15 protein-coding genes are annotated in these 20346 nt (G+C 70.7%); 13 read left to right on the top strand and 2 right to left on the bottom strand.

Features of this window, described 5'->3' with window-relative positions; genetic code table 11:
- Positions 1 to 154 precede the first annotated feature (154 nt).
- From THESUDRAFT_RS07330 to THESUDRAFT_RS07270, 13 genes are all read left to right on the top strand, one after another.
- Positions 155 to 1009 (top strand): flagellar motor protein, encoded by an 855-nt coding sequence (locus THESUDRAFT_RS07330; protein WP_006904133.1) that lies wholly within the window; start codon positions 155 to 157, stop codon positions 1007 to 1009.
- Positions 1009 to 2103: a flagellar motor protein MotB gene (locus THESUDRAFT_RS07325; RefSeq protein ID WP_006904132.1), complete on the top strand. Its 1095-nt coding sequence runs from the start codon at positions 1009 to 1011 to the stop codon at positions 2101 to 2103. Before THESUDRAFT_RS07330 ends, THESUDRAFT_RS07325 begins: the two co-directional genes overlap by 1 nt.
- Positions 2104 to 2353: 250 nt before the next feature.
- Positions 2354 to 3217 carry an HD-GYP domain-containing protein gene (locus THESUDRAFT_RS07320; RefSeq protein WP_242823272.1) on the top strand — a complete coding sequence of 288 codons (864 nt, stop codon included), beginning with the start codon at positions 2354 to 2356 and terminating at the stop codon, positions 3215 to 3217.
- Between the two features lie 166 nt (positions 3218 to 3383).
- Positions 3384 to 3629, top strand: coding sequence for a hypothetical protein (locus THESUDRAFT_RS07315; protein WP_006904131.1), 246 nt, complete (start codon positions 3384 to 3386; stop codon positions 3627 to 3629).
- Positions 3630 to 3832: 203 nt separating this feature from the next.
- Complete coding sequence (locus tag THESUDRAFT_RS07310) at positions 3833 to 6334, top strand: SpoIIE family protein phosphatase (RefSeq protein WP_169328714.1); 2502 nt, start codon at positions 3833 to 3835, stop codon at positions 6332 to 6334.
- Entirely contained in the window at positions 6273 to 7118 is an 846-nt protein-coding gene (locus THESUDRAFT_RS15285) for an ATP-binding protein (RefSeq protein ID WP_006904129.1), read from the top strand. Before THESUDRAFT_RS07310 ends, THESUDRAFT_RS15285 begins: the two co-directional genes overlap by 62 nt.
- A gap of 26 nt (positions 7119 to 7144) precedes the next feature.
- On the top strand, positions 7145 to 7477 hold the full coding sequence (locus THESUDRAFT_RS07305; RefSeq protein ID WP_006904128.1) for an STAS domain-containing protein: 333 nt from the start codon (positions 7145 to 7147) through the stop codon (positions 7475 to 7477).
- A 114-nt stretch (positions 7478 to 7591) separates the two neighbouring features.
- Positions 7592 to 10057 carry a FapA family protein gene (locus tag THESUDRAFT_RS07300; RefSeq protein WP_006904127.1) on the top strand — a complete coding sequence of 822 codons (2466 nt, stop codon included), beginning with the start codon at positions 7592 to 7594 and terminating at the stop codon, positions 10055 to 10057.
- Between the two features lie 153 nt (positions 10058 to 10210).
- Positions 10211 to 12004 (top strand): murein biosynthesis integral membrane protein MurJ, encoded by a 1794-nt coding sequence (murJ, locus tag THESUDRAFT_RS07295; RefSeq protein WP_006904126.1) that lies wholly within the window; start codon positions 10211 to 10213, stop codon positions 12002 to 12004.
- 487 nt (positions 12005 to 12491) lie between these two features.
- The gene (locus tag THESUDRAFT_RS07290; protein ID WP_242823271.1) at positions 12492 to 14549 is read left to right on the top strand and encodes a S8 family serine peptidase; all 2058 of its coding nucleotides are present in this window, start codon (positions 12492 to 12494) and stop codon (positions 14547 to 14549) included.
- 448 nt (positions 14550 to 14997) lie between these two features.
- Positions 14998 to 16629 carry a glycosyltransferase gene (locus THESUDRAFT_RS12330; RefSeq protein ID WP_006904124.1) on the top strand — a complete coding sequence of 544 codons (1632 nt, stop codon included), beginning with the start codon at positions 14998 to 15000 and terminating at the stop codon, positions 16627 to 16629.
- Positions 16565 to 17389 carry an ABC transporter ATP-binding protein gene (locus THESUDRAFT_RS07275; protein ID WP_083855378.1) on the top strand — a complete coding sequence of 275 codons (825 nt, stop codon included), beginning with the start codon at positions 16565 to 16567 and terminating at the stop codon, positions 17387 to 17389. The genes THESUDRAFT_RS12330 and THESUDRAFT_RS07275 overlap by 65 nt, the downstream gene beginning before the upstream one ends.
- Positions 17332 to 18138 (top strand): ABC transporter permease, encoded by an 807-nt coding sequence (locus THESUDRAFT_RS07270; protein ID WP_006904122.1) that lies wholly within the window; start codon positions 17332 to 17334, stop codon positions 18136 to 18138. Before THESUDRAFT_RS07275 ends, THESUDRAFT_RS07270 begins: the two co-directional genes overlap by 58 nt.
- Before the next feature lie 32 nt (positions 18139 to 18170).
- Here THESUDRAFT_RS07270 and THESUDRAFT_RS12910 read toward each other — a convergent pair whose 3' ends face one another.
- Entirely contained in the window at positions 18171 to 18725 is a 555-nt protein-coding gene (locus THESUDRAFT_RS12910) for a DUF4411 family protein (RefSeq protein ID WP_083855377.1), read from the bottom strand.
- The gene (locus THESUDRAFT_RS07265; protein ID WP_156821753.1) at positions 18726 to 19790 is read right to left on the bottom strand and encodes a helix-turn-helix domain-containing protein; all 1065 of its coding nucleotides are present in this window, start codon (positions 19788 to 19790) and stop codon (positions 18726 to 18728) included.
- Positions 19791 to 20346: the final 556 nt, after the last annotated feature.

Here is a 20346-nt window from a genome sequence, read left to right as displayed (position 1 = left end):
CGCCGGACCGGCGCCTGCCGCCCCTTGGACCCGGACCGGTCCCGCGGGCCTGTCCGGTACCTGCCTGCTATCATCTGGCAGCCGCGTCAACCGGTCAACTCCTGCCGCTCCCTACCGATAACCGGGACTGATCGGACGAACGGGGGAGTGGCCTGTGGATCTGGGAACCGTCATCGGGCTCATCGCCGGCATCGCGGTGGTCCTCATCGCCAACGTGATGGAAGGCGGCCGTCTGGACCAGTTGCTCAACCCGTCGGCCAGCCTGCTGGTCTTCGGCGGCACCCTGGCTGCCACGCTGGCCAGCGCCGGGCTGCACAACGTCCTGCTGGTCCCCGGGGCCATCGCCTACGCCCTGCGGGCGCCCAAGCTGCAGCCCGGCGCCCTGATCGAGAAGCTGGTCTCCCTGGCCCAACAAGCCCGCCGGGAAGGCCTGCTTTCGCTGGAAGAAGAGCGCAAGAACCTGGACGACCCCTTCTTCGCCAAGGGGCTGCAGTTCGTCATCGACGGGGCCGACCCCGAGATGGTGGAAGAGGTCATGGAAAACGCCCTCCAGGCCGAGCAGCGCCATTACCTGGTGGCGGCGGGGGTCCTGGAGACGGCGGGCGGCTACGCCCCCACCATGGGGATCATCGGCACCGTCCTGGGCCTGATCCACGTCCTGGGAAACCTCGAAGACACTTCGTCCCTGGGCCCCGCCATCGCCGTCGCCTTCATGGCCACCTTCTACGGCATCGCCAGCGCCAACCTGCTCTGGCTGCCGCTGGCCAGCAAGATCAAGGCCAACGTCCAGGCCGAGGCCGAGCTGCGGCGCATGGTGGTGGAAGGCATCCTCTCCATCCAGAACGGGGACAACCCCATGATCGTCCGCGAAAAGCTGGAGGCCTTCCTGGCCGCCGGCGCCGGGGGCAAGGAAGGCAAGGGCGGGACCGGTACCGCCGCCGAAGGGGCCTCCGGGCGGAGCGGCACCCGGGGCGAGGCGGGCGCCCGGATGGCCGGGGTGGGTGACTGATGAGCGGGGGAGTCCGCAGCGGGGGTCTGGCATCCAGCGGGCTGGGGTCGGGCGGCCTGGGATCCGGCGGAGGAACCGGCCCCGCCGGCGGGCGGGAGGGCCGGGGCGGCGCCCGCCGGGTCCGGGGTCGCGCCGGCGGCGGCCGCGGTCACGGGGCCGGGAGCGGTCCCGGGGACGGCCACGGCGGCGGGGGAGGCGGCCACGACGGGGCCGGTTCCACGCGCTGGCTGCTCACCTATGCCGACCTCATCACCCTCCTTCTGGCCTTCTTCGTGGTGATGTACGCCATGTCCGAGGTCAACGCCGCCCGCTACCAGGCCCTGGCCGCCTCCCTGCGGGCCGCCTTTGCCACGGCCGGCGAGACCCTGATCGATACGGAGGGGATTTCGCCCGACGCCCGCAAAGTGCTGGACGGCCTCAACCGCGATACGGGCCAGCCCTACCCGCCCGCCCTTCCACCTGCCGGCTCCCCGGAAGCACCCGGCGAAGGTTCCGGTGAACCGTCCGGGGAATGGCCCGGCCTTCCCGGCCTGCCGTCCCCCGGCCAGGGAGCCGGTACCGCGGTGCCGCCCATGTCGGCGGAGGAGCGGGAACGGATGGAGGGGCTGGTGGAACGGGTCAACGAGGCGCTGCGGGAGGCGGGCCTGGGCGGCCGGGCGTCGGCCCGGCTGACCGAACGGGGCGTCGCCATCATCTTCGACGACCAGGTCTTCTTCGACCTGGGCCGGGCCGAACTGCGACCGGAGGGGCGGGACCTCCTGCGCCGCCTGGCGCCGATCCTGGCCCAGGTGCCGGGAACCATCCTGGTGGAAGGGCACACCGACAACCTGCCCATCCGCAGCGGCCGCTACCCCTCCAACTGGGAGCTGTCGACGGCGCGAGCCACCACGGTGGTGCGCTACCTGGCCGAGCAAGCCGGGCTCGACCCGCGGCGCCTGGCGGCCGCCGGTTACGGCGAGTGGCGCCCCCGCTACCCCAACACAAGCGCCGCCAACCGCGCCCGGAACCGGCGGGTGGAGATCGTGCTCCTGCGTCCCAGCCTGGATCCCACGGCGCGGATCGGTGAGGGCGCAGGCGGGGGGACCGGGCCGTGAGCCCGGCCCGCGCCAGGTCCGGCGCCCTGATCTGGGACCCGTGACGCATCTTCCGCCCGAAAGACAGGTCCCAGGTCCCAGGACAATTCCGTTGATGTTCCCAGGGGACCCCCTTAATGTGGTTTACAAATGATGGGTCTGCAGCCGGCAGGCGGGGCCAGATGCCGTCAGGAGCGGCGCAGTGGAACTGGGGGACGCGGCGTTCCGAGCCCCCGGCTCCCCGGACCCCGCCGGGATGGGAGGGGACGAGGTGGTCCGTCGAGGAGGCGGTTCCGGCGAAGCGGCACACCCTGAGCACCGGGGTTCATCCTGGCATCCCCACCCGCGGAGGGATCCAGCCGGTTCGTCCCGGGGAGAAGGGGATACGCCCGGCGCGCAGGCCGCCGCCGTCGAGGATACGGTCTTCATGGTCCGCGAGTCGGCGGCGACCCTGGCCGAGGCGGCCGCGGCGGGCCGGTTCGACCTCCTGGACGAACCGGCCGCCCTGGAGTCCTACACCGTCCGCACCTTCGGGGACAGCCTGCGCCGGACGGGGCCCGCGGCCATCCGGCAGCTCCTCACCGTCCTGGCCCTGTACGACGACCTGACCTACCGGCATAGCCGGCGGGTGGCCGCCCTGGCCTGCCGCCTGGCCCGGCGGGTGGGATGGCGGGGGGAGTCCCTGCGCCTCCTCAACCTGGCCGGGATCCTCCACGACACCGGCAAGCTGGCGGTGGATCCGCGGATCCTCCACAAGCCGGGCCGGCTCGATGCGGAGGAGTGGGAGCTGATCCGGCGCCACCCCCTGGTCAGCGAGCAGCTGGCCCGGCGGGTGGCCGGGGTGCCCACGGTGGCGGCCTGGGTCCGTTCCCACCACGAGCGGTGGGACGGCGGTGGTTATCCCGACGGCCTGGCAGGCCCTGCCATCCCGCCGGCCGCCCGCATCCTGGCGGTGGCCGACGCCTTCGACGCCATGGTGGGCGGGCGCCCCTACCACCGGCAGGTGATCACCGTCGACATGGCCGTGGCGGAGATCGAGCGCAACGCCGGGCGCCAGTTCGACCCCTACCTGGCGGAGGTGTTCGTCGGCATGATGGCGACCGCCCGCGATGCCGCGGCGGGGCTCGAGCCGTAGCGGGCCGGGCCGAACGGGGCAGGGGGGAGGCCCGGTGGCCGCAAGGGGGGGCGAACCGGCCCCGCGGCGACCGGCGATCCGCCCCCATGGCGTCCGGTGAAGGACGGCACGAGGCGCCGTGAACGCCCGGAGCGGTTCGGCGGCGGGAGAGAAAGGGGGGATACCGGTGAAGCGGCTGGTGAAGTGGCTGGTTGGTGCCGGCGTGGCGGCGTTCCTGCTGGCCGGTACGGGCGGGACGAGCGAGGCGAAGATGATGGCCAGCCCCTGGCGGCCTTCCTTCGCGAGCCCGGCAGACTTCTACGACATTCAGGTCGATTGGGGTACGCCGGCGGCGCCCGTGGTAAAGCCGATTCACGATCGCCAGGAGGCGATCTGGCCTGACGCGGCGGATAACGCCGGCCCCAATAAGTAAGGGCAAGGGGGCATGGGGGCGGGCGGTCGGGAGCACGAACCCGGCCGCTCCGCCCATTCCCGCGCGGCCCGTTACCTGATGTCGCGGAGGGCATGATTGTGGGGAGGCGTCATCCAGGCACGATCCCGACCGCTGACGTCAACGCCGACAGGGCCCTTCACGCGGCCTCCATGCGCCGGCTTGTCGAGCGCGGCCTCCAGGCCATGGATGAGCGGGACGGCCTGACCGCCTTGAACTGCTTTCAACGGGCCAGCGACATGGCGTTCAAGTACCGCCTCGGTGCCGAGGCACAGGCAGGAACGCAGCTGAACCTGGCCCTAGCGTACCGGCTCATCGGCGACCTTGAGGGGGCTGCTTCGGTCCTGCAGCGTCTCCTGCAGGGCGACGACCTGGTCCCAGACCAGCGGGCCATGGTTTGGAACATCCTCGGCACCGTCCATTTCGCGTCCGGGCGGTACCGGCCCGCGGCCCACGCCTTGTTGCGAGCATGGCGCTTGATGAGGAACCGCCGCTACGTTTCGGAACTTCGGGTCGAGGTGGCAGGAAACCTGGCTACGGTGTATCTGGAGCTGCGCCGTCCCACCAGGGCCTTGACCTGGGCCTCCCGCGCCGCCTGGCAGGCCCGCCACGCCGGTACGCCCCACCGCCAGTTCGCCACCCTCCAGCTCATCGCCGCCCGCCTCGCCCTAGGCGAGACGGAGCGGGCCGCCAGGGGCATTGCCCGCCTCGAGCGGTCGATCCTGCCCGAGCACGCCAGCCTCTTCTGGCGGCTCTACGCAGACCACGCTTTGCGCACCGGTGACCCACGGCGGGCTATGGCCCTAGCAGCCCGGTCCCTTGATGCAGCCGTATGCGACCTCAGCGCCGAAGACATCACCGCCGCCGCCCGGGCCTTGGCCCGGCACAAGGGCTGTGATGCCGCCCCACATGCGGCCGAGACCCTGATCGCCTATTCCCGCACATACCGCTCCTGGATCACCGCCTTTGCCACGGCCTGTCAGCAGTTGGAGCTGGCCCGCGAAAAGCAGGTCGTGGCCTTACTGGTGGCGGCCGATGGACTGATCCTCACCCGGGCGGGAGGCGAGGAAATTCTTCACAAGCTCACTCTGCAGGGGTACCATGCGGGCGGTCGAATGGATGCCATGCCCGGCGCCGGTCTTTCCCTTGATGAAGCCCCAGCGGACTTATCCACCGGGAGTAACGGGATGTGGGGCTGGGCGCAGATCATAGCAGACCACCACACCGATGGTGTTGCTCCTGCCGGTGGTGGGACCAGCACCCGGGGTCCGACCGCGTTCCGCACGGAGCGGAGGGCCTCGGGAGATTCGCCGCCTGCCTGGGTGTTCGTCTGGCCACCGCAACCCGCCATGGCCAGGGCGATCGCCACTCTGTCCGCCCACATTCGGCAGGTTACCGAAAAGGAGCAGCAACACCACGAAGAGGCCCAGGCCCTGGCCAAGCTTACTGCGTTCCACCGTGCGGCGGTCGCCCTTGGTGGACCTCTGCCGACACCGGAACTCATCGGACGGCTCCTGGCCCTGACCCAGCAGCTCAGCCGCTCCGACGGGGTGGCACTGCTCTTCACCGAGCGCGACCGTGGGATCTGGGATGACGGCTTGGACGGCCGGAAGCTGTGGCGCAGCCGGGTGACTAGGCGGGTGGCCACCACGGGCCGTCCCGGCCGGCTCTCGGTGCACCGGCCCCGGGACCGGGAAGAACTCGGCCGCCTCGGTCTCTCGTCGCTTCTGCTCGTCCCCGTGTTCTTCGGTGGCGACTCGTGCTCCGCCGTCCTGGCCGCAGGCCGCCTGGCCGGGCCCGAATATACCGAGGCGGAATTGGAGTTGGTAACCTTCATCAGCCGGCAGTTCGGTCTCGCCCTGGAAAATGCGGCCCTGCGCGACGACCTGAGCCAGCGACTGGATACCCTTACCCGGGATATGCAGTTGGCTCGGCGGTTGCAGGAGGCATTCCTCCCCCCGCCGGTTCTGCGTCACGAGGGGATTGAGGTGGCCGGCCTGAGCTTGCCGGCCAAGTTCGTCGGGGGTGATCTCTATGACTATGTACGGTTCCCCGGCGGAGGGTGGGCGCTGGTCTTGGGGGACGTCATGGGGAAAGGTGTGGCGGCGGCCATGTTGGCTTCCATGCTTCTCTCTCTGGTCAGGGAGGTGTGGGCTCGCCAGGTGGTCGGTGAGGAAGTCATTCGCCGCCTTGACCTGCGTTTCGCACCGGACCTCCATCGGGCACGTGCCTTGGCGACCTTGGTCATGGCCCATCTTGACCCAGGCAATGGAACCCTTCGGGCTTGGCTCGCCGGCCACGACGGCCCGATCCTCTGGCACCACAAAGGATGGCGTCCCTTGAGCCGGGGAGGGGGTACCGCCCTGGGACTTCAGGCGGGGATCGGGTCCGTAGTCCAGATCGAGACGCGGCTTGAACCTGGGGACGTGGTGCTGTTCTACTCGGATGGCCTTGGTGAACTGCTGCTTGGGCGCCGTGGCGCCGGCCGCTCCAATGAAGTGGCGGGCGTTCTGAACCGATTGGGGCTCAGTCCGCAACCAGAGCGTCTGCAGGCGTTGCTTGGCAAGATTCGTTCGCTGGCCGTCCACCGTACGTTGCAAGACGATGTGACGGTGGTGATGATCAGTGTCGCACAAAGTGTTTCTCGAAGAGTCTCAAGCTGTGCTGACGGCGTGTTGCTGGTATGACGGCGACCGCCTGACGTGGATTTCTTTCCGGGACGATGGGGTATCCGGCGGGCCAGGAACCCGCGGTAACGATCCTCCCGCCACCGATCCGCCGGGGGCCGCTTCCTGTGACGAGGCGGATGCGGCGGATGTCCAGTTCATCGTCTTGGGTACTCGGCACCGGTTAGGCCTGCTCTGGGGGCCGGCGGGGATCCCCCTTTCCGAAGCCCAGCGCCAGATCATTCGCCTCCTGGCCCAAGGACGGCTCGAAGTTGCCGGCGACGCGTTGGCACCGCCCCCCTGGGGTCCGGTGAGAAGTGTCTCGTGCAGAACAGAGCACGGCGATGTTGAGGAAAAAACTGTTAACGGGGGGGGGGGGGGTAATTTCTCCCACTCCCAGGCGATAACCTCTCGGATCTACCGGGCCCGGTTTCGCAAGCCATCGGGTGTCGCGATCGCTCGACGCCGTCTGCAACAACGGCTGCTGGAGCTGGGTTATCCATCCACCTGCATTCAACGGGTCGTCGTCGCTACAGCGGAGGCGATGATCAACGCCGTTCGCTACGCCGGCGGTGGGGAGCTTGACGTGGTCTCCTCCGATTCCCGATTACATGCCGTCATCACAGACTCCGGCCCTGGTATCGCCTTTGACCGGCTCGCCCAGGCCCTCCTGCGGCCCCGAAACCGGTGGAACCTGGGACGGGGTCACGGGTACTGGCTCATGGTCAGTATGGCGTCCCATTGCCGGGTCACGTCGACTCCCGGAAGAACCTGCGTTGAGCTGGTTTTCGATGTTGGTACCTAAGCCGATCCTGACACGGGGGGAATCCCATGGACGACGTCCTGCAACTGCCTGCGGGTTCGGGTCACCGGCTTCTCCTTAACGGCGACCTGGACTTCGAGCGGGCCGAGCGGATTGCAGCCGCGTTGCAGCGTTACGCCGGCGGCCCGGTGGTCCTCGACCTCAGCCGGTGCCAGTTCATCGACTCGACGGGCATCGGGGTTCTCGTCGATGCCCTCCGCTCCTACGCCGCCCGCGGCATCGAGGTGACGGCGGTGCGAGTGCGGCCGGCGGTGTTCGAGGTGCTAGAGATCGTGGGGGCCGTCGACGTCTTCGGCCGCGGCCTGTTCGAGATCGTGCTCGATGAGGGGGAAGACGCGTAGATGGAGGCGGACGACGCCTAGAGGGTGCGCCCTCCGTCGTTCACCACCCTCCATGACCACCCCACCTGACGACGGCCGGTTGCCAACGGCGGTAGCGGGAGGAGGCGGTATCCGGTGCCGGGCACGACGAGCGGCAGTAGTCGGATCATGGAAGAACTGGCCTTCGCGGTCCCGGCCCGCAACGCCGTCGAGGCCTTCGCCCGCGCCATAGAACGCTCCGGTTATCCCCCCGAGCGCCTCGTGCCCCGCCGGGCGGAGGTGGTCCGGCCCGGCCGGCGGCTCGCCTGGTGGTGGATCCGGCCCCCGCTGATGCGGGTGATCCTGGCGGTTCGGCCGGTTCCACCGGCCGAGGGTGCCCAGCCCGAGCAGGATCCGCCGGCTCCGGGTACCCCCGGCCCGGTCCAAACCCCGACCATGGCCCGGGTCCGCCACGGCCGTCTCGAGATCCTGCCCGGTTCCCCGGACGAACCCGCCATCCTCGTCCCCGGCCCCGGGGTGCGGCTGAACGTCAACGGCACGGACGTGGACGAGGCCGTGGCGGTCACGGCGGCGGACCGGGTGGAAGCCCAGGTCGCATCCGGCGCCGGTTGGGCCGCCGGTTCTGCTACAGATTCCATTACCCACCCCCATGCAGACTCCGTTACCGAAACTGTTACCGGTGCCGGTTCCAACGCCAGTGTTGGTGCTGGTGCCGGTGCCGGCGCCGGTTCCGCCGCCGCGCCCATCGAGGTCCGGCTTGCCCCTGACGGGCTGCAGGCCAGCGTACGGGTGCCCCTGGTTCGTCTCCGGGTGCTGAAGGAGGCGGGGCCCACCCGGGTGCTCCACCTGGAGACGGCGACCCTGCAGCGGCCGCCGGCCGGTCTGACGGTCGAGGCGATCATGGATGCCCTGGCCGAGGCCGGCGTCACCGAGGGCATCGACAGCGAAGCGGTGGTCCAGGTGGCGACGGAGGGGGCGCCGCTGCCGGTGACGGTGGCCCGGGGTCGGCCGCCTCGGGACGGCCGAGACGGGAAGCTGGTCGCGGTGGTGGGGGCCTGGGGCTCGGCGAGCCGCAAGACGGCAGCCGAGGCCGGTCCCTGGCCCGCGACGGGGGTCGCCGGGACCGAAGAAGACGGAGCAGCAGGTGGCATGCACGAAGACGGCGCGTCCGCTGGCGCCGCCGATCCCCTGGCGATCGCCGTACCGAAGGCGGATTCCGTGGAGCCCGGGGGTCCGACGCACCCCGACCCCTTCGGCCTGTCGGGCCCGGCGGGCCGGGCCGGTCAGACCGAGCCATCTCCGCGGCCCGTTCGGGACGGCCGTGCTCGCAGTTCGGGTCGGGCCGTGCTTTCGATCCCCGAAGGCAGCCTGGTGGGCTATATCGTGCCCCCGGAGCCGGGGCAGCCCGGGCGGGGCGTCGACGGCCGGGTTCTTCCGGCGAGGGACGGGCGGCCGGCCCAGGTGCGCTGCGGGCAAGGGGTTGTCGTTGTCAAGGGGCCTGGCGGGCGCCAGGAGCTTCGCGCCCTGCGCCAGGGCCGGCCGGTGGTGCAGCGGGTGGGGCGCCTCGCCTGGTACGTCGACGTGGTGCCTCTGCTGGTCCACGACGGCGACCTGACGGCGGCGACGGGCTCGGTACGTTTCGACGGTGACGTCATCGTCACCGGCAGCGTCAGCGAGGGGGCGGCGGTGGTGGCCGGCGGGCGGATCCAGGTCTTCGGCGGGGTCGACCACGGCTTGCTCGAGGCGGCAGGGGACGTGACGGTCGAGGGGGCGGTGATCCAGGCGCGGGTCGTCGCGGGGGCGCGGGCGCGGTTCTACGGTCGGCTGCGTGGGCGGTTGGAGCCGTTGCAAGAGGTCTGCCGGCGGGTCCAGGCGGCCATGCGGCTGGTGGAGGGGGCGGCCTCCTTCCAAAACCGGGACATCGCCCGGTTTGGCCCTGGGCGGCTGGTCCGGTTGCTGGTCGAGATGAAGTTCCGCGACGTGCAGGAGCAGGCGCGGAGCGTCCACCGCCTGCTGGCTGCCCACCGCGGTCCCCTGGACCCGCCCGTCGAGGCGCTGCGGCAGCCCCTGGCCGAGCTGGCCGGCACCGTCGGGGACGGGTTCGACCTGCCCGGGCTCATCGCCGCCCTGGGGGAGGCGGCGGCGTTCCTCCAGTGGTTCGAGACGCCGGCTCCAGCGACGGCCACGGTGGGGTACGTGCACAACGGCGTCGTCGAGGCGACGGGGGCGATCCGGGTCGGGCCTGCGGGGACCTATCACGCCCGGCTGTGGGCGGGGGAGCGGGTGTCGGTCCAGGGGCCGGTGGTGGGCGGGACGGTGGAAGCCGGCCGGGCGGTCCACGTCCTGGAGGCCGGGTCGACAGCCCTCCCCGCCACCGTGCTGGCGGTGGGGGAAGGCGGGATCATCCGCGCCGGGTTCGCCCACGAGAACGTGTGGCTGCGGGTGGGCGAGCGGCAGCGGCGCCTGGCCGAGCCGCGGGCCGACCTCAGGGTGGGCAGCGGGACGAACCGGTCACCGAACCCCGTCCAGGGCCGTGCGGCCAAGGCCTACCCGGATAGCCCGATGGCCAATCCTGTTTCGGGGCACGGCGCCGCGGGGTGAAACCGCCTGGGACGGTGTTGTGGGTTGCTGAGGACCCTGGCCTGGGGGTCCCGGGGTAACGCTGGGTGCTGCGGCTCTTGCACCACGAGCTGAGCGCGCCCCGCCGATGGCGCCCCGCCGATGGTATAAAAGGAGGTGTTGGGGGGCGAGGCCTTGTCGTCGTCGCGGCTGGCCAAATCGGTAGCCATCATCTTCATCATCGGCGTCATCAGCCGCATCCTCGGGTTCTTCCGGGAGATGGTGCTGGCGGCGGTGTTCGGGGCCAGCCCGGTGACGGACGCCTACACCATCACCCTGTCCATCCCCTTCGTGGTTTTCGCCGCCTTCGGCTCGGCCATCACCACGGTGGTCCTGCCTCTGCTCGCCCACTACCGCGCCCGGGGCCAGATGGCCGACCTGGAGCGGGTGGCCTGGACCCTGTTCCACGCCCTTCTGCTGCTGCTGGTCGTGTTCCTGGCCCTGCTCATGGCGGGGGTCGACGTGGTGCTGCGCGTCTTCGCCCCCGGCTTCACCGGCGAGACCTTCCTGCTGGCGCGGGAGCTGGCGCTGATCCTGCTGCCCGGCATCCTGTTCATGGGGATCAACGGCTGGCTGCAGGCGGTCCACAACAGCGCCCGCAGCTTCACCGCGCCGGCCGCCGTGGGAATTCCCCTGAACTTCATCATGATGGCGGGGACCTACTTCTTCGGCAGCTGGTACGGCATCGAGGCGGTGGCCTGGGCGTCCCTGGTGGCCATGGCCTCCCAGGTGCTGGTCCTCTGGCCGGGCCTCAAGCGGCTGGGGCTTACGTACCGGCCCGTGCTGGACTGGCGCCACCCCGACCTCCGGCTGGTGCTGAAGCGCACCGGGCCGGTGCTGCTGGGCACGGGGGCCGTGCAGCTCAGCCAGATCGTCGACAAGGCGCTGGCCTCGGGCCTTCCCGCCGGCAGCGCCGCCGCCCTGACCTTCGCCCAGCGGCTGCAGGGCCTGCCCCTGGGCCTGATCACCTTTCCGATTATTCAGGTCGTGTATCCGGAGCTGGCCACCCGCATCGCCCGGGGTGAGCGCCAGGGCTTCGGCTCCGCCCTCAACCGCGGCCTGCGGGTGCTGATCTTCGTCCTGGCGCCCGTCAGCGCGGGGCTGATCCTCCTGCGGATCGAGGTCACCCGGCTGGTCTTCGAGCGGGGGGCCTTCGACTTCCACGACACCCAGCTGACCGCCTTCGCCCTGCTGTTTTATATGCTGGGGCTGGCCGGCTACGCCTGGCGCGAGCTCCTCAGCCGGGCCATGTACAGCATGGGGGACACGTGGACCCCGGCCTCCACCGCCGCCGTGGCCATGGGGCTCAACATCGCCCTCAACCTGGTCCTGGTGCGGTTCCTGGCCCAGGGCGGCATCGCCCTGGCGGCGTCGGTGGCCATGTGGTGGGGTGCCCTGGTGCTGATGGTGCGGATCCGCCGGCGCATGGGGCAGATCAGCTACCGGGCCGTCGGCAAGGGCGCCTTGCAGGCTCTGGCCGCCACGGCCGTCATGGCCCTGGCGGTCGAACTGGCACGCCGGCTGATCTTCGGCGACCTGGCCCGGGCCGCCCTGGCGGGCGAGCCCGTGGGGTTCGTCCCCCTGGCCCTGGAGGTCCTTGCTCTCACGGCCCTGGGCGGGGTGGTCTACGCCGCCGTCCTGAGGGCCATGGGGGTGGAGGAATGGCAGCTGGTGCAGGACCTGGCCGGCCGGGCCGCAAGCCAGGCGGGCCGGATCCTGGCCCCCCTTTGGCCGCGGCGCCGGCGGGCCGCCGTGGAGGCCCGGGAGCGGGTGGGGGAGGCCGAGAGAGGCGCCAGCCGGGGCCGCCTGCCGCAGCCGGCGCCGCAGGAGCCGGCGGGTCACAGCGGGGCCGCCACGGGGCAGGGTGCGGCGGCCGGGGCGGATGAGGCCGCGGGTCCGCAGGTCCATCTCCGGCCGGGCCCGCCCTGAACCCAACCCGCCACCCCCAACCCGCAACCTCGAAACCCCCGCCGGGTTCCCGTCCAGCCGGCCCCGCCTGCAACAAGCCGGCCGCGTCAACGCGACGGAGAGACGCCGGCCGCGTCACCCGGCTCTCAAGATGTGGATCGCGTCGCCCCACCCCCGTTAAGAAGCCGGGTCCGTCAGGGAGCGTCACTAAGACTTTGGCGCCTTCTGTCGAATACCGGGGAAGACGGCAAAAATGTCCGGACATGGGGCGCCGGCGCCATAGCGCAGCCGGTGGGCAGCAGGAGGGACCGGCAGGATGGGTTGTGGGCGCAGCGGACACGACCAGGCGGGGGGTTGGAGGGGTGCGGCGGCGAAGACGGCCGGGCGGGTGCCTCGGGCGCTATACGGGGCGGCCGGGCCGGCGCAGCGGGCGCCTTCGGAAACAGCCGGGGGCACGCGGGAGGTGCAGCGGGCGCCTTCGGAAACAACCGGGGGCAGGCGGCGGGTGATGCACCGGTTGCAACCGGAGACGGCCCGGTACGCCGGGCGGGCGCGACCGGGATCCCTTTCCCGCACCGCACGCCGGGCGGCCACTACGGCGCTGGCCGTCGCCCTCACCCTGGCGGTCCTCGGGCTCGTGCCCGCTCCTGCTCCCACGTCCGCACCGGTTCCGGCGCCCGCAGCCGCTCCGACGCCCATGGGCGCTCCCGGATCCACGGCCACCTCCACGCCTGCCCCGGCTTCCACCGCAGTCGTCGCGGCCGGCACGGGGCCTGCGGCGACGCAGCCCACATCCACCGGACCTGCGGCGACGCCGCTGGAAACCCCCACCGGGCTCGCGGCGACGCCGCCGGCAACCCCCACCGGGCCCGCGCCGGAGCCCGCCAGCCACCCCGGGACCGCGGCCCAGGCAACCTACCGCCTGGCCGCCCTGCCCGACGACCCCGGCTTCCCCCTCCAGTGGGGCCTGCGCAACGACGGCCAGGCCATCAGCGGCCAGACGGGCACCCCCGGGGCCGACGTGGGCGCCGAGGCCGCCTGGGTCCTCAGCCGGGGCGAGGGGGTCCGGGTGGCCGTGATCGACACCGGTGTCCAGCTGGACCATCCCGACCTGGCGGGCGCCTTCTGGACCAATACGGCCGAGGCCACCGGCCAGCCGGGCCGCGACGACGACGGCAACGGTTACGTCGACGACGTCCACGGCTACGATTTCGTCCACCGCGACGCCACCGTCTTCGACCCCGCCGACGGGGAAGAACACGGCACCCACGTGGCCGGCATCCTGGCCGCCCGCACGGGCAACGGCGAGGGCGTGGCCGGCCTGGCCCCCGGCGTCAAGCTCATGGTGCTCAAGGTGTTCGACGGCGAGGGGCAGAGCGACACCGCCACGGTGATCGAGGCCATTCGCTACGCCCGGCGCATGGGCGCCCGGATCGTCAACATGTCCTGGGGCGCGCCCGGCCCGGCGGACTCCCGGCTTTGCCAGGTCATCGCCGAATCGCCCATGCTGTTCGTCGCCGCCGCGGGCAACGAGGCCCAGGATCTGGACACCACCCCGTTCTACCCCGCCTCGTGCGACGCCCCCAACCTGATCGCGGTGGCCGCGGCGGACAACCGGGGGCAGCTGCCGGTCTTCTCCAACTACGGGCGGCAGGCCGTCGACCTGGCGGCGCCAGGCTGGTTCGTCCTGAACACCGTGCCGGTGCGGGACGAACCGGCCGCCGCCGGCCTGCCGGGGCCCGGCCCCCTGGAGCCCGGCCTGGGCCGGGGCAGCTACGCCTGGCTGAGCGGCACCTCCATGGCCACGCCCTTCGTCACGGCCACCGCGGCCCTGGTGGCCAGCCGCTATCCCTGGCTGACCCCGGTCCAGCTGGCCCAGCAGGTGCTCTCCACCGTACAACCCCTGCCCGGCCTGAGCGGCTGGGTCGCCACGGGCGGGATGGTCTCGGCCCGCGGGGCGGTGTGGGCCGAGGCCGTGGCCCCGCCGCCCTTCGCCGACGTGAGCCCCAACATGGCGCTGGCGGCCGAGATCCTGCGGGCCGCTCGGCTTGGCCTGGCCCAGGGGTACACGGCGGAGCGCTTTGCCCCCAACGAGCCCGTGACCCGGCACCAGTTCGCCAAGCTGCTGGTCGGTGCGGTGGAACGGGCCACGGGCGAGCCCTTGCCCGACCGCCCGGCGGACGGCAGCCCGTCGCCCGATTTCCCCGATGTCGACGAGGAGGACGGCAACCTGGGGCCTTACGTGCGAAAGGCGGCGGTGGCGGGGTTCATCCGCGGCTATGCCGACGGCACCTTCCGCCCCGAACAGCCCATCCAGCGGATCGAGGCGGCTCTCATGGTGACCCGGGCCCTCGGCCTGTCCCAGGACGCCCCCAATCCCTTTGCCGATGTCTCGGGCGCCCTGGCCGGCACCGCCGGGGCGGTGGCCCGGGCGAAGATCATGGTCGGCACGCCGTCGGCCGGCGGGGACGCGGTGTACTTCTTCCCCGGCCGGTCCATCACCCGGGCCGAGGCGGCGGCGGTCGCCCTGCGCGCCCACGATGCGGTGGTGCGGGAGGCGCCGTAAGGGGGGTGTTGAACGCCGAGTCTTGGTGTCCTGGTGAGATGGTGCAAGCGGCGTCGCGACGGCGCCGCGGACTTGAACCAGTCCAGCCGCCTGGTGCGACACCCAGAAAGCGGACTTGTGGAGACAACTTCTAAAAACGTATCCATGAATTTTCGATACCAGGGAGAGGAAGGTTTGCTCCGAGGGCGAATCCTTATCGTGATCGGTTGATCCTGCTGGGGGCAGGGGTACCCGAACTGCGCGAGGTCCTCGAACGGGGCCGGGACCTCGCAGGACCAGCGGTGGTGGGAGGTGGCAGGACCTCCCCCACTTTCGGGGAACAGACCGGTCAACCCGGGGCGGGCCTTCACTGCCGAGGCCCGCCCCGATCCCTTGGTACGGCGCTGGGTGCGCGGCACCGGATCCGGCCGCGCCACCGGGTCGGGGGCGGGTGGGGAGGAGCCCGCCCATGCGCGGATCCCTGGTGCCGTGGAGGACCCAGCCTTCGGCCGTTCCCGCCATCCTGCCTGCGGCGCCCGCCGGTGACCCTCTCAGAGCCCGGGGTGTGGTGCTGGTGGTCACCCGCGCCGACCGCACCGGCGGCGCCCAGGTGCACGTGCTCCACCTGGCGCGGGGCCTTCAGGCCCGGGGTGTGCCGGTCCTGGTGGTCACCGGCCCACCGGGCCCTTTCGCCGAGGCCCTGCGCCAGGCCGGCATCCCGTACCGGTCCTTGCCGCAGCTGGTTCGTCCCATCCGGCCGGTGGCCGACCTGCGAGCCCTGCTGGCCCTGCGCCGCACCCTCCGGCAGGCCAACCCCGCCCTGGTGGCTGCCCACTCCACCAAAGCAACCTGGCTTGCCCGGCTGGCGGCCGCGACCCTGAGGATTCCGTGCGTGATCACCGTCCACGGCTGGCCCTGGGCGACGGGCCAACCCCGGGCCCGGGCGAGCGGGCGCAAGGGGGTGGGGGGTGCCGGCGGGCTGCCTCCCGGCGAAAGGGCTGTCCTGGCCCTGGCCCGGTGGGGCGAGCGCCTGCTGGCCCGGCTGGCTGCGGCTGCCGCGACCATCGCCGTCTGCCACCACGACTACCAGGAGGGCCTCCGCCATGGCCTACTGGATCCCCGGCGGGCGGTGGTGATCCCCAACGGCGTAGCCGACCCGGCCCGGGCCACCCCTGCCAATCCGGCGCCGGCTCCCCCTGCCGGTTCGGGGTCGGTGGCCGCTGCCTATGCGGGCGCCACCGGTGTTGCCGGCCGAGGCCAGACCGCCGCTACCGCTCCGGGCCCGGTTGCCCCTCCCGGTCCAACCCGGACGGCTGCTGCTGAAACGGGTCGCGTTGCTGCTGCCGCTGCAGCCCAGGCCGCCGCTGCCGCTCCAGGCCGCACTGGCCTTGCTGCTCCGCCCTGGACGGACCCTGCCGGTCCGGCCCCCGCGACCCCGCTGCGGATCGTCATGGTCGCCCGCTTCGAACCACCCAAGGATCACCCCACCCTGCTGCAGGCCGTGGCGCTGCTGGAGCGGCAGGGGCTCCAGGCCCCCGGCCGGAGAGCCGGCTGGGTGGTCGAACTGGCCGGCGACGGCCCGCTGCTGCCCGCCGCCAGGCAGCTGGCCGCCAGCCTGGGCATCGACCACCGGGTGCGGTTCCTGGGGGCCCAGCCCGAGGGCGCCGCCGTGGTCCAGGGAGCGGCCGTGGCCGTCCTGTGCTCCCGCCGGGAGGGGTTGCCGCTAGCCATCCTGGAAGCCATGGCCGCCGGGGTGCCCGTGGTGGCCACCGCCGCGGGCGGCATCCCCGAAGCCGTCGAGCCCGGCATCACCGGGTTTCTCGTCCCCCCGGGCGACGCGGTGGCCACCGCTCGCTGCCTCGGCCGGCTGCTGGCCGATCCCAGCCTGCGGCGGCGGATGGGCGCGGCCGGCCGTGCCCGGTACGAAGCCCGTTTCACCGTGGAGCGGATGGTCGCCGCGACGTTGGCCGTCTACCGCCAGGTGTGCGGTGACTGGATCCCCTCGCCAGCCCGCGATACCATGGTCGGCGGAGGCGATGGCGCTGAGCAACCTGCTGCTGCGAGCCGCCGGTCTCGGCCGGCGCCTGCCGGGCACGGGTGACCAGCCCGCCCGGTGGGTGTGGCGCGGGGTGAACCTCACCCTGGCGGAAGGCGAGAGCGTGGCCGTCACGGGCCCGTCGGGCACCGGGAAGACCCTGCTTCTCCGCGCCCTGGCCGGCCTGGATCCAGTGGACGAGGGCGCCGTGTTCCTTGAAGGCCGGCCCCAGGCGGACTGGCCCGCACCGCTGTACCGGAGCCGGGTGGTCTACGTCGCCCAGCGCCCGGCCCTGTTCGACGGCACGGTGGAAGACAACCTGGCCCGTCCCTTCACCCTGGCCGTTCGGCAGCGGGCGCACCGCGGCCGGCGGCGGTGGCCCGCCACGGGTGCCGGCCACCCCGGTGCCCGGCACCCCGGCCGCGCCGCGGCAGTCGGGTTCGAGCGGCAGAAGGCGCTTGATCTGCTGGCTGCCCTGGGCCGGGACGCCAGCTTCCTCGAGCGCCCGGTGGCAGCCCTCTCAGGTGGCGAGGCGCAGATCACCGCCCTGGTCCGGGCGCTGCTGGTGGAACCGGCCATCCTCCTGCTGGACGAACCCACCGCCTCCCTGGACGAGGCCACCGCCCGGGAAGCGGAGGCTCTGATCGCCCGCTGGCGGGCGGCGGCTCCCGGCCGGGCGTGTCTGTGGACCAGCCACGACCGGGACCAGCTGGCGCGGGTGGCGGACCGGGAGGTCGCCCTGGCAAAACCGGTGGGGGAGGCACGGCCGTGGATGTGGGCTACATCCAGCTCGGTTACGGAGAAGTCGCCCTGGCGGCGGGCCTGATCCTGATCAATGGCGCCCTCTCCCTGGCCCTGGGGCTCGGCCTGGAGCGGCGGCTGCTGGTGGCGTCGGTGCGGACCCTCGTCCAGCTCTTGCTCATCGGCTACGTGTTGAAGTTCATCTTCGGGCTGCGGCACCCCCTCTGGGTGGTCCTGCTGGCCCTGGTGATGGCCACCCTGGCGGGCCAGGCGGCGGTGGGGCGGGTGAGCGGCCGGTTCCGGGGGATCTACGCCGGAAGCACCCTCTCGGTGCTGGCGTCGGCCTTCCTGGTGACGGGCCTGGCAGTTGCCGCCATCGTGCGGCCGCAGCCCTGGTACGAGCCCCAGTACGTGATCCCCCTGCTGGGCATGGTGCTGGGGAACGCCCTCAACGGCGTGTCCCTGGGCCTGGACCGGTTCCTGGAGGGGCTGGCCCGCCGCCGCGACCAGGTGGAGGGCCTGCTGGCCCTGGGGGCCACGCGGTGGGAGGCCTGCCGCGACGTGATCCGGGATGCGGTCCGGACGGGCATGGTGCCGACCCTGAACAGCATGGCCGTGGTCGGGATCGTCAGCCTGCCCGGCATGATGACCGGCCAGATCCTGGCCGGCGCCGACCCGGCCGACGCCGTCCGCTACCAGATCGTGATCATGTTCATGATCGCTGCCGCCACGGCCCTCGGGACCCTGGGGGCCGTGGCGTATGCCTACCGGTCGCTCATGGACGGGTATCATCGGCTCCGGCTGGACCGGCTGAGCAGGGCAAAGAGAGACTGAACTCAGCCGATACACTTTATGCTCCATAAGAACTAAGCAGTAATCCCTAAAGTTCCAGGAGGACTGAGGACTTGATAAAAGGAAACACACTCCACTTCAAACACCCATGCAATGAACGGGATCCGAACCTTGCCGTCGATTTTGCGAAAATCCTGACGATACTGAGGTAGATATAAGCCTTCGAATGTAACAAGAGGGATGCCGTACGTCTTTGCAAGGGCAATGTACCATCCATCGTATCCGCGGCTAAAGTCATCCGCCTGGTGTTCCCGGAAATGCGCTCTAACAAATGCTTCGATTTGCGTCAGATAATCAAATGTTGCCGGTAAGGGATCAAGAAGGCGAATTAGTTCGTTATCTGCTAGCGTTTGTATTAACTGGCTAGCAACATCTTTCCGCTTTTCGACCTCACCAATGAGTTCACGTGAGCCAACCAGGTGCCCGCTCGTGAAGGCACTCGTAAACCATTGCTTGAGCCATTCTACAACGGCATCTGTCGAAGAATAGCCCAAAGCCAAGCGAAGCGTGTGCAATGATGGCGTTGCGAACGGTGTGATCATCACATTGGCATCCACAAGGTATGCCATTTATATCCGACGCTCCAAATAAGCGACGAATGTAGAGATCTTAAGCCCCAATAGGGACGCCGCCTGGCCGTATCCCAGCTCACCCCGCAGGGTGGCATCAATCACTTCGCTAGTGAACGTGGGACTGTTATACACCTCGATGTTTCGGAAGGGATTGCCGCCGCGGTTTTCGCTTCTCCGCCGGCGGAGCGCGGTTTGGTAACGTTCCATTAAATCCCGATATTCATCCCTGGCAATGAGGCCAAGTTCTAACGCCCGGCGTGCTACGACCCAGAGGCTGACACAGAACACCCGGCTGCAGTGTTCGGCAACCTTGTGCGGATCGCCGGATGCACTCGCCCAGACGTGCCGGAAGTCCTCTTCCGGAACCAGCAACTCGGCTGCTGCACGGTCGCAAAATTTCTCAACGTCGGTGGGCGTCTCGAGCTCCAAATTGTCGTCCACGCCGCTCTGGCCGAGCCATATGTGCACCAATTCATGGGCAAAGGTGAAGTTACGTCGCGCGACGTAATCCCGCGTGTTGATGAAGATCAGCGGTGCCGTCAGATCGGCCAGGGCGAATCCTGCGAAGTCCTCCGGGTCGAGGGGGCGGTGGGTGTTGTAACCGAGGATTCCACGGCGCAAGACCAGAATGCCGGCCTTTTCCGCAGCGGCAGCAAGCCGGCTCAGAAAGTCGCCCCAATCGCGGGCCTGGCGCTGCTCCTGCTGGACTGGAATGACCTTTCGGATGGCTTCCGCCACGTCGGTAGGTCGGGCTTGCCTCCAGTTGAAACTGCCGACGAAATCCAAGTGCCTTCCCCGGTGTACCTCATGCCACCAGTCCTGCTTGCGCAGGGCGTCATAGAGGATGGTCAACAACGCGGGGCTAGGTTCGTCCATGGCCAGGCGACCACGGCGGAAATCGGCGACGGGCAAGGTGACCCGTTCAGGTGGGGGGAGGAGCAACTGCCCAAGGGAAACGTCAAGCCGCCGGGCAATCTGGCGCGCCTGCCTGTACGTGGGCCGTGCCCTTCCCTCCAGCCACGCCAAGGCTCGTTCGGGCGTCACGCCGACCGCCCGCGCCAACCCCTCCGGCCCGACCTGGGCCCGCTGTACCGCCCAGCGCAAAGTCGCTGGGTGAACCGGAACCTCAATCCTCTGGGCCATGGCCTGGCCCCTTTCCTTTGCCAAACCGCCCGCAGTAACGGGTTCGCGTCATACCGCAGCATACACCAAGATTTACCTGGACGTAAAGATGCGCGATGAAGGTTCTCATCAGGTTCTCATCCGGCCGGCCCTTCAGCGCAGGTTCTCCGGTGCAGGTTTCCCGGTGCGGGCCGCCCCGTCCCACATCCCATTGCCGAGCCCCGCGTCTAGTTACCGGAGCCGGCCCGCCAGTTGCTCTCCGGTCTTGGCGCCCCCACAGCCGGTTCACTGCGGCCCGGTCCCGTAAGCCCAATCCACGCGACCGCCACAACCGGCACAATTTGGCGTCCGCCTCGATCTGTTACACCTCCCCGCCAATTCCCGATCTCCAGGATATCCCGAATCAAGGGACATCCTGGGACCCGTCCCGCCCGAGTCCGGCCTTCCCCGCACGGACCACCGCCGGGACGGATTCCACGGCCGGTCGGCCGCTCAG

Source organism: Thermaerobacter subterraneus DSM 13965 (assembly GCF_000183545.2).
GTDB classification, from domain to species: domain Bacteria; phylum Bacillota; class Sulfobacillia; order Thermaerobacterales; family Thermaerobacteraceae; genus Thermaerobacter; species Thermaerobacter subterraneus.
The sequence above is the reverse complement of the archived record's forward strand: the minus strand, read 5'-3'. Positions and strand labels throughout refer to the sequence as shown.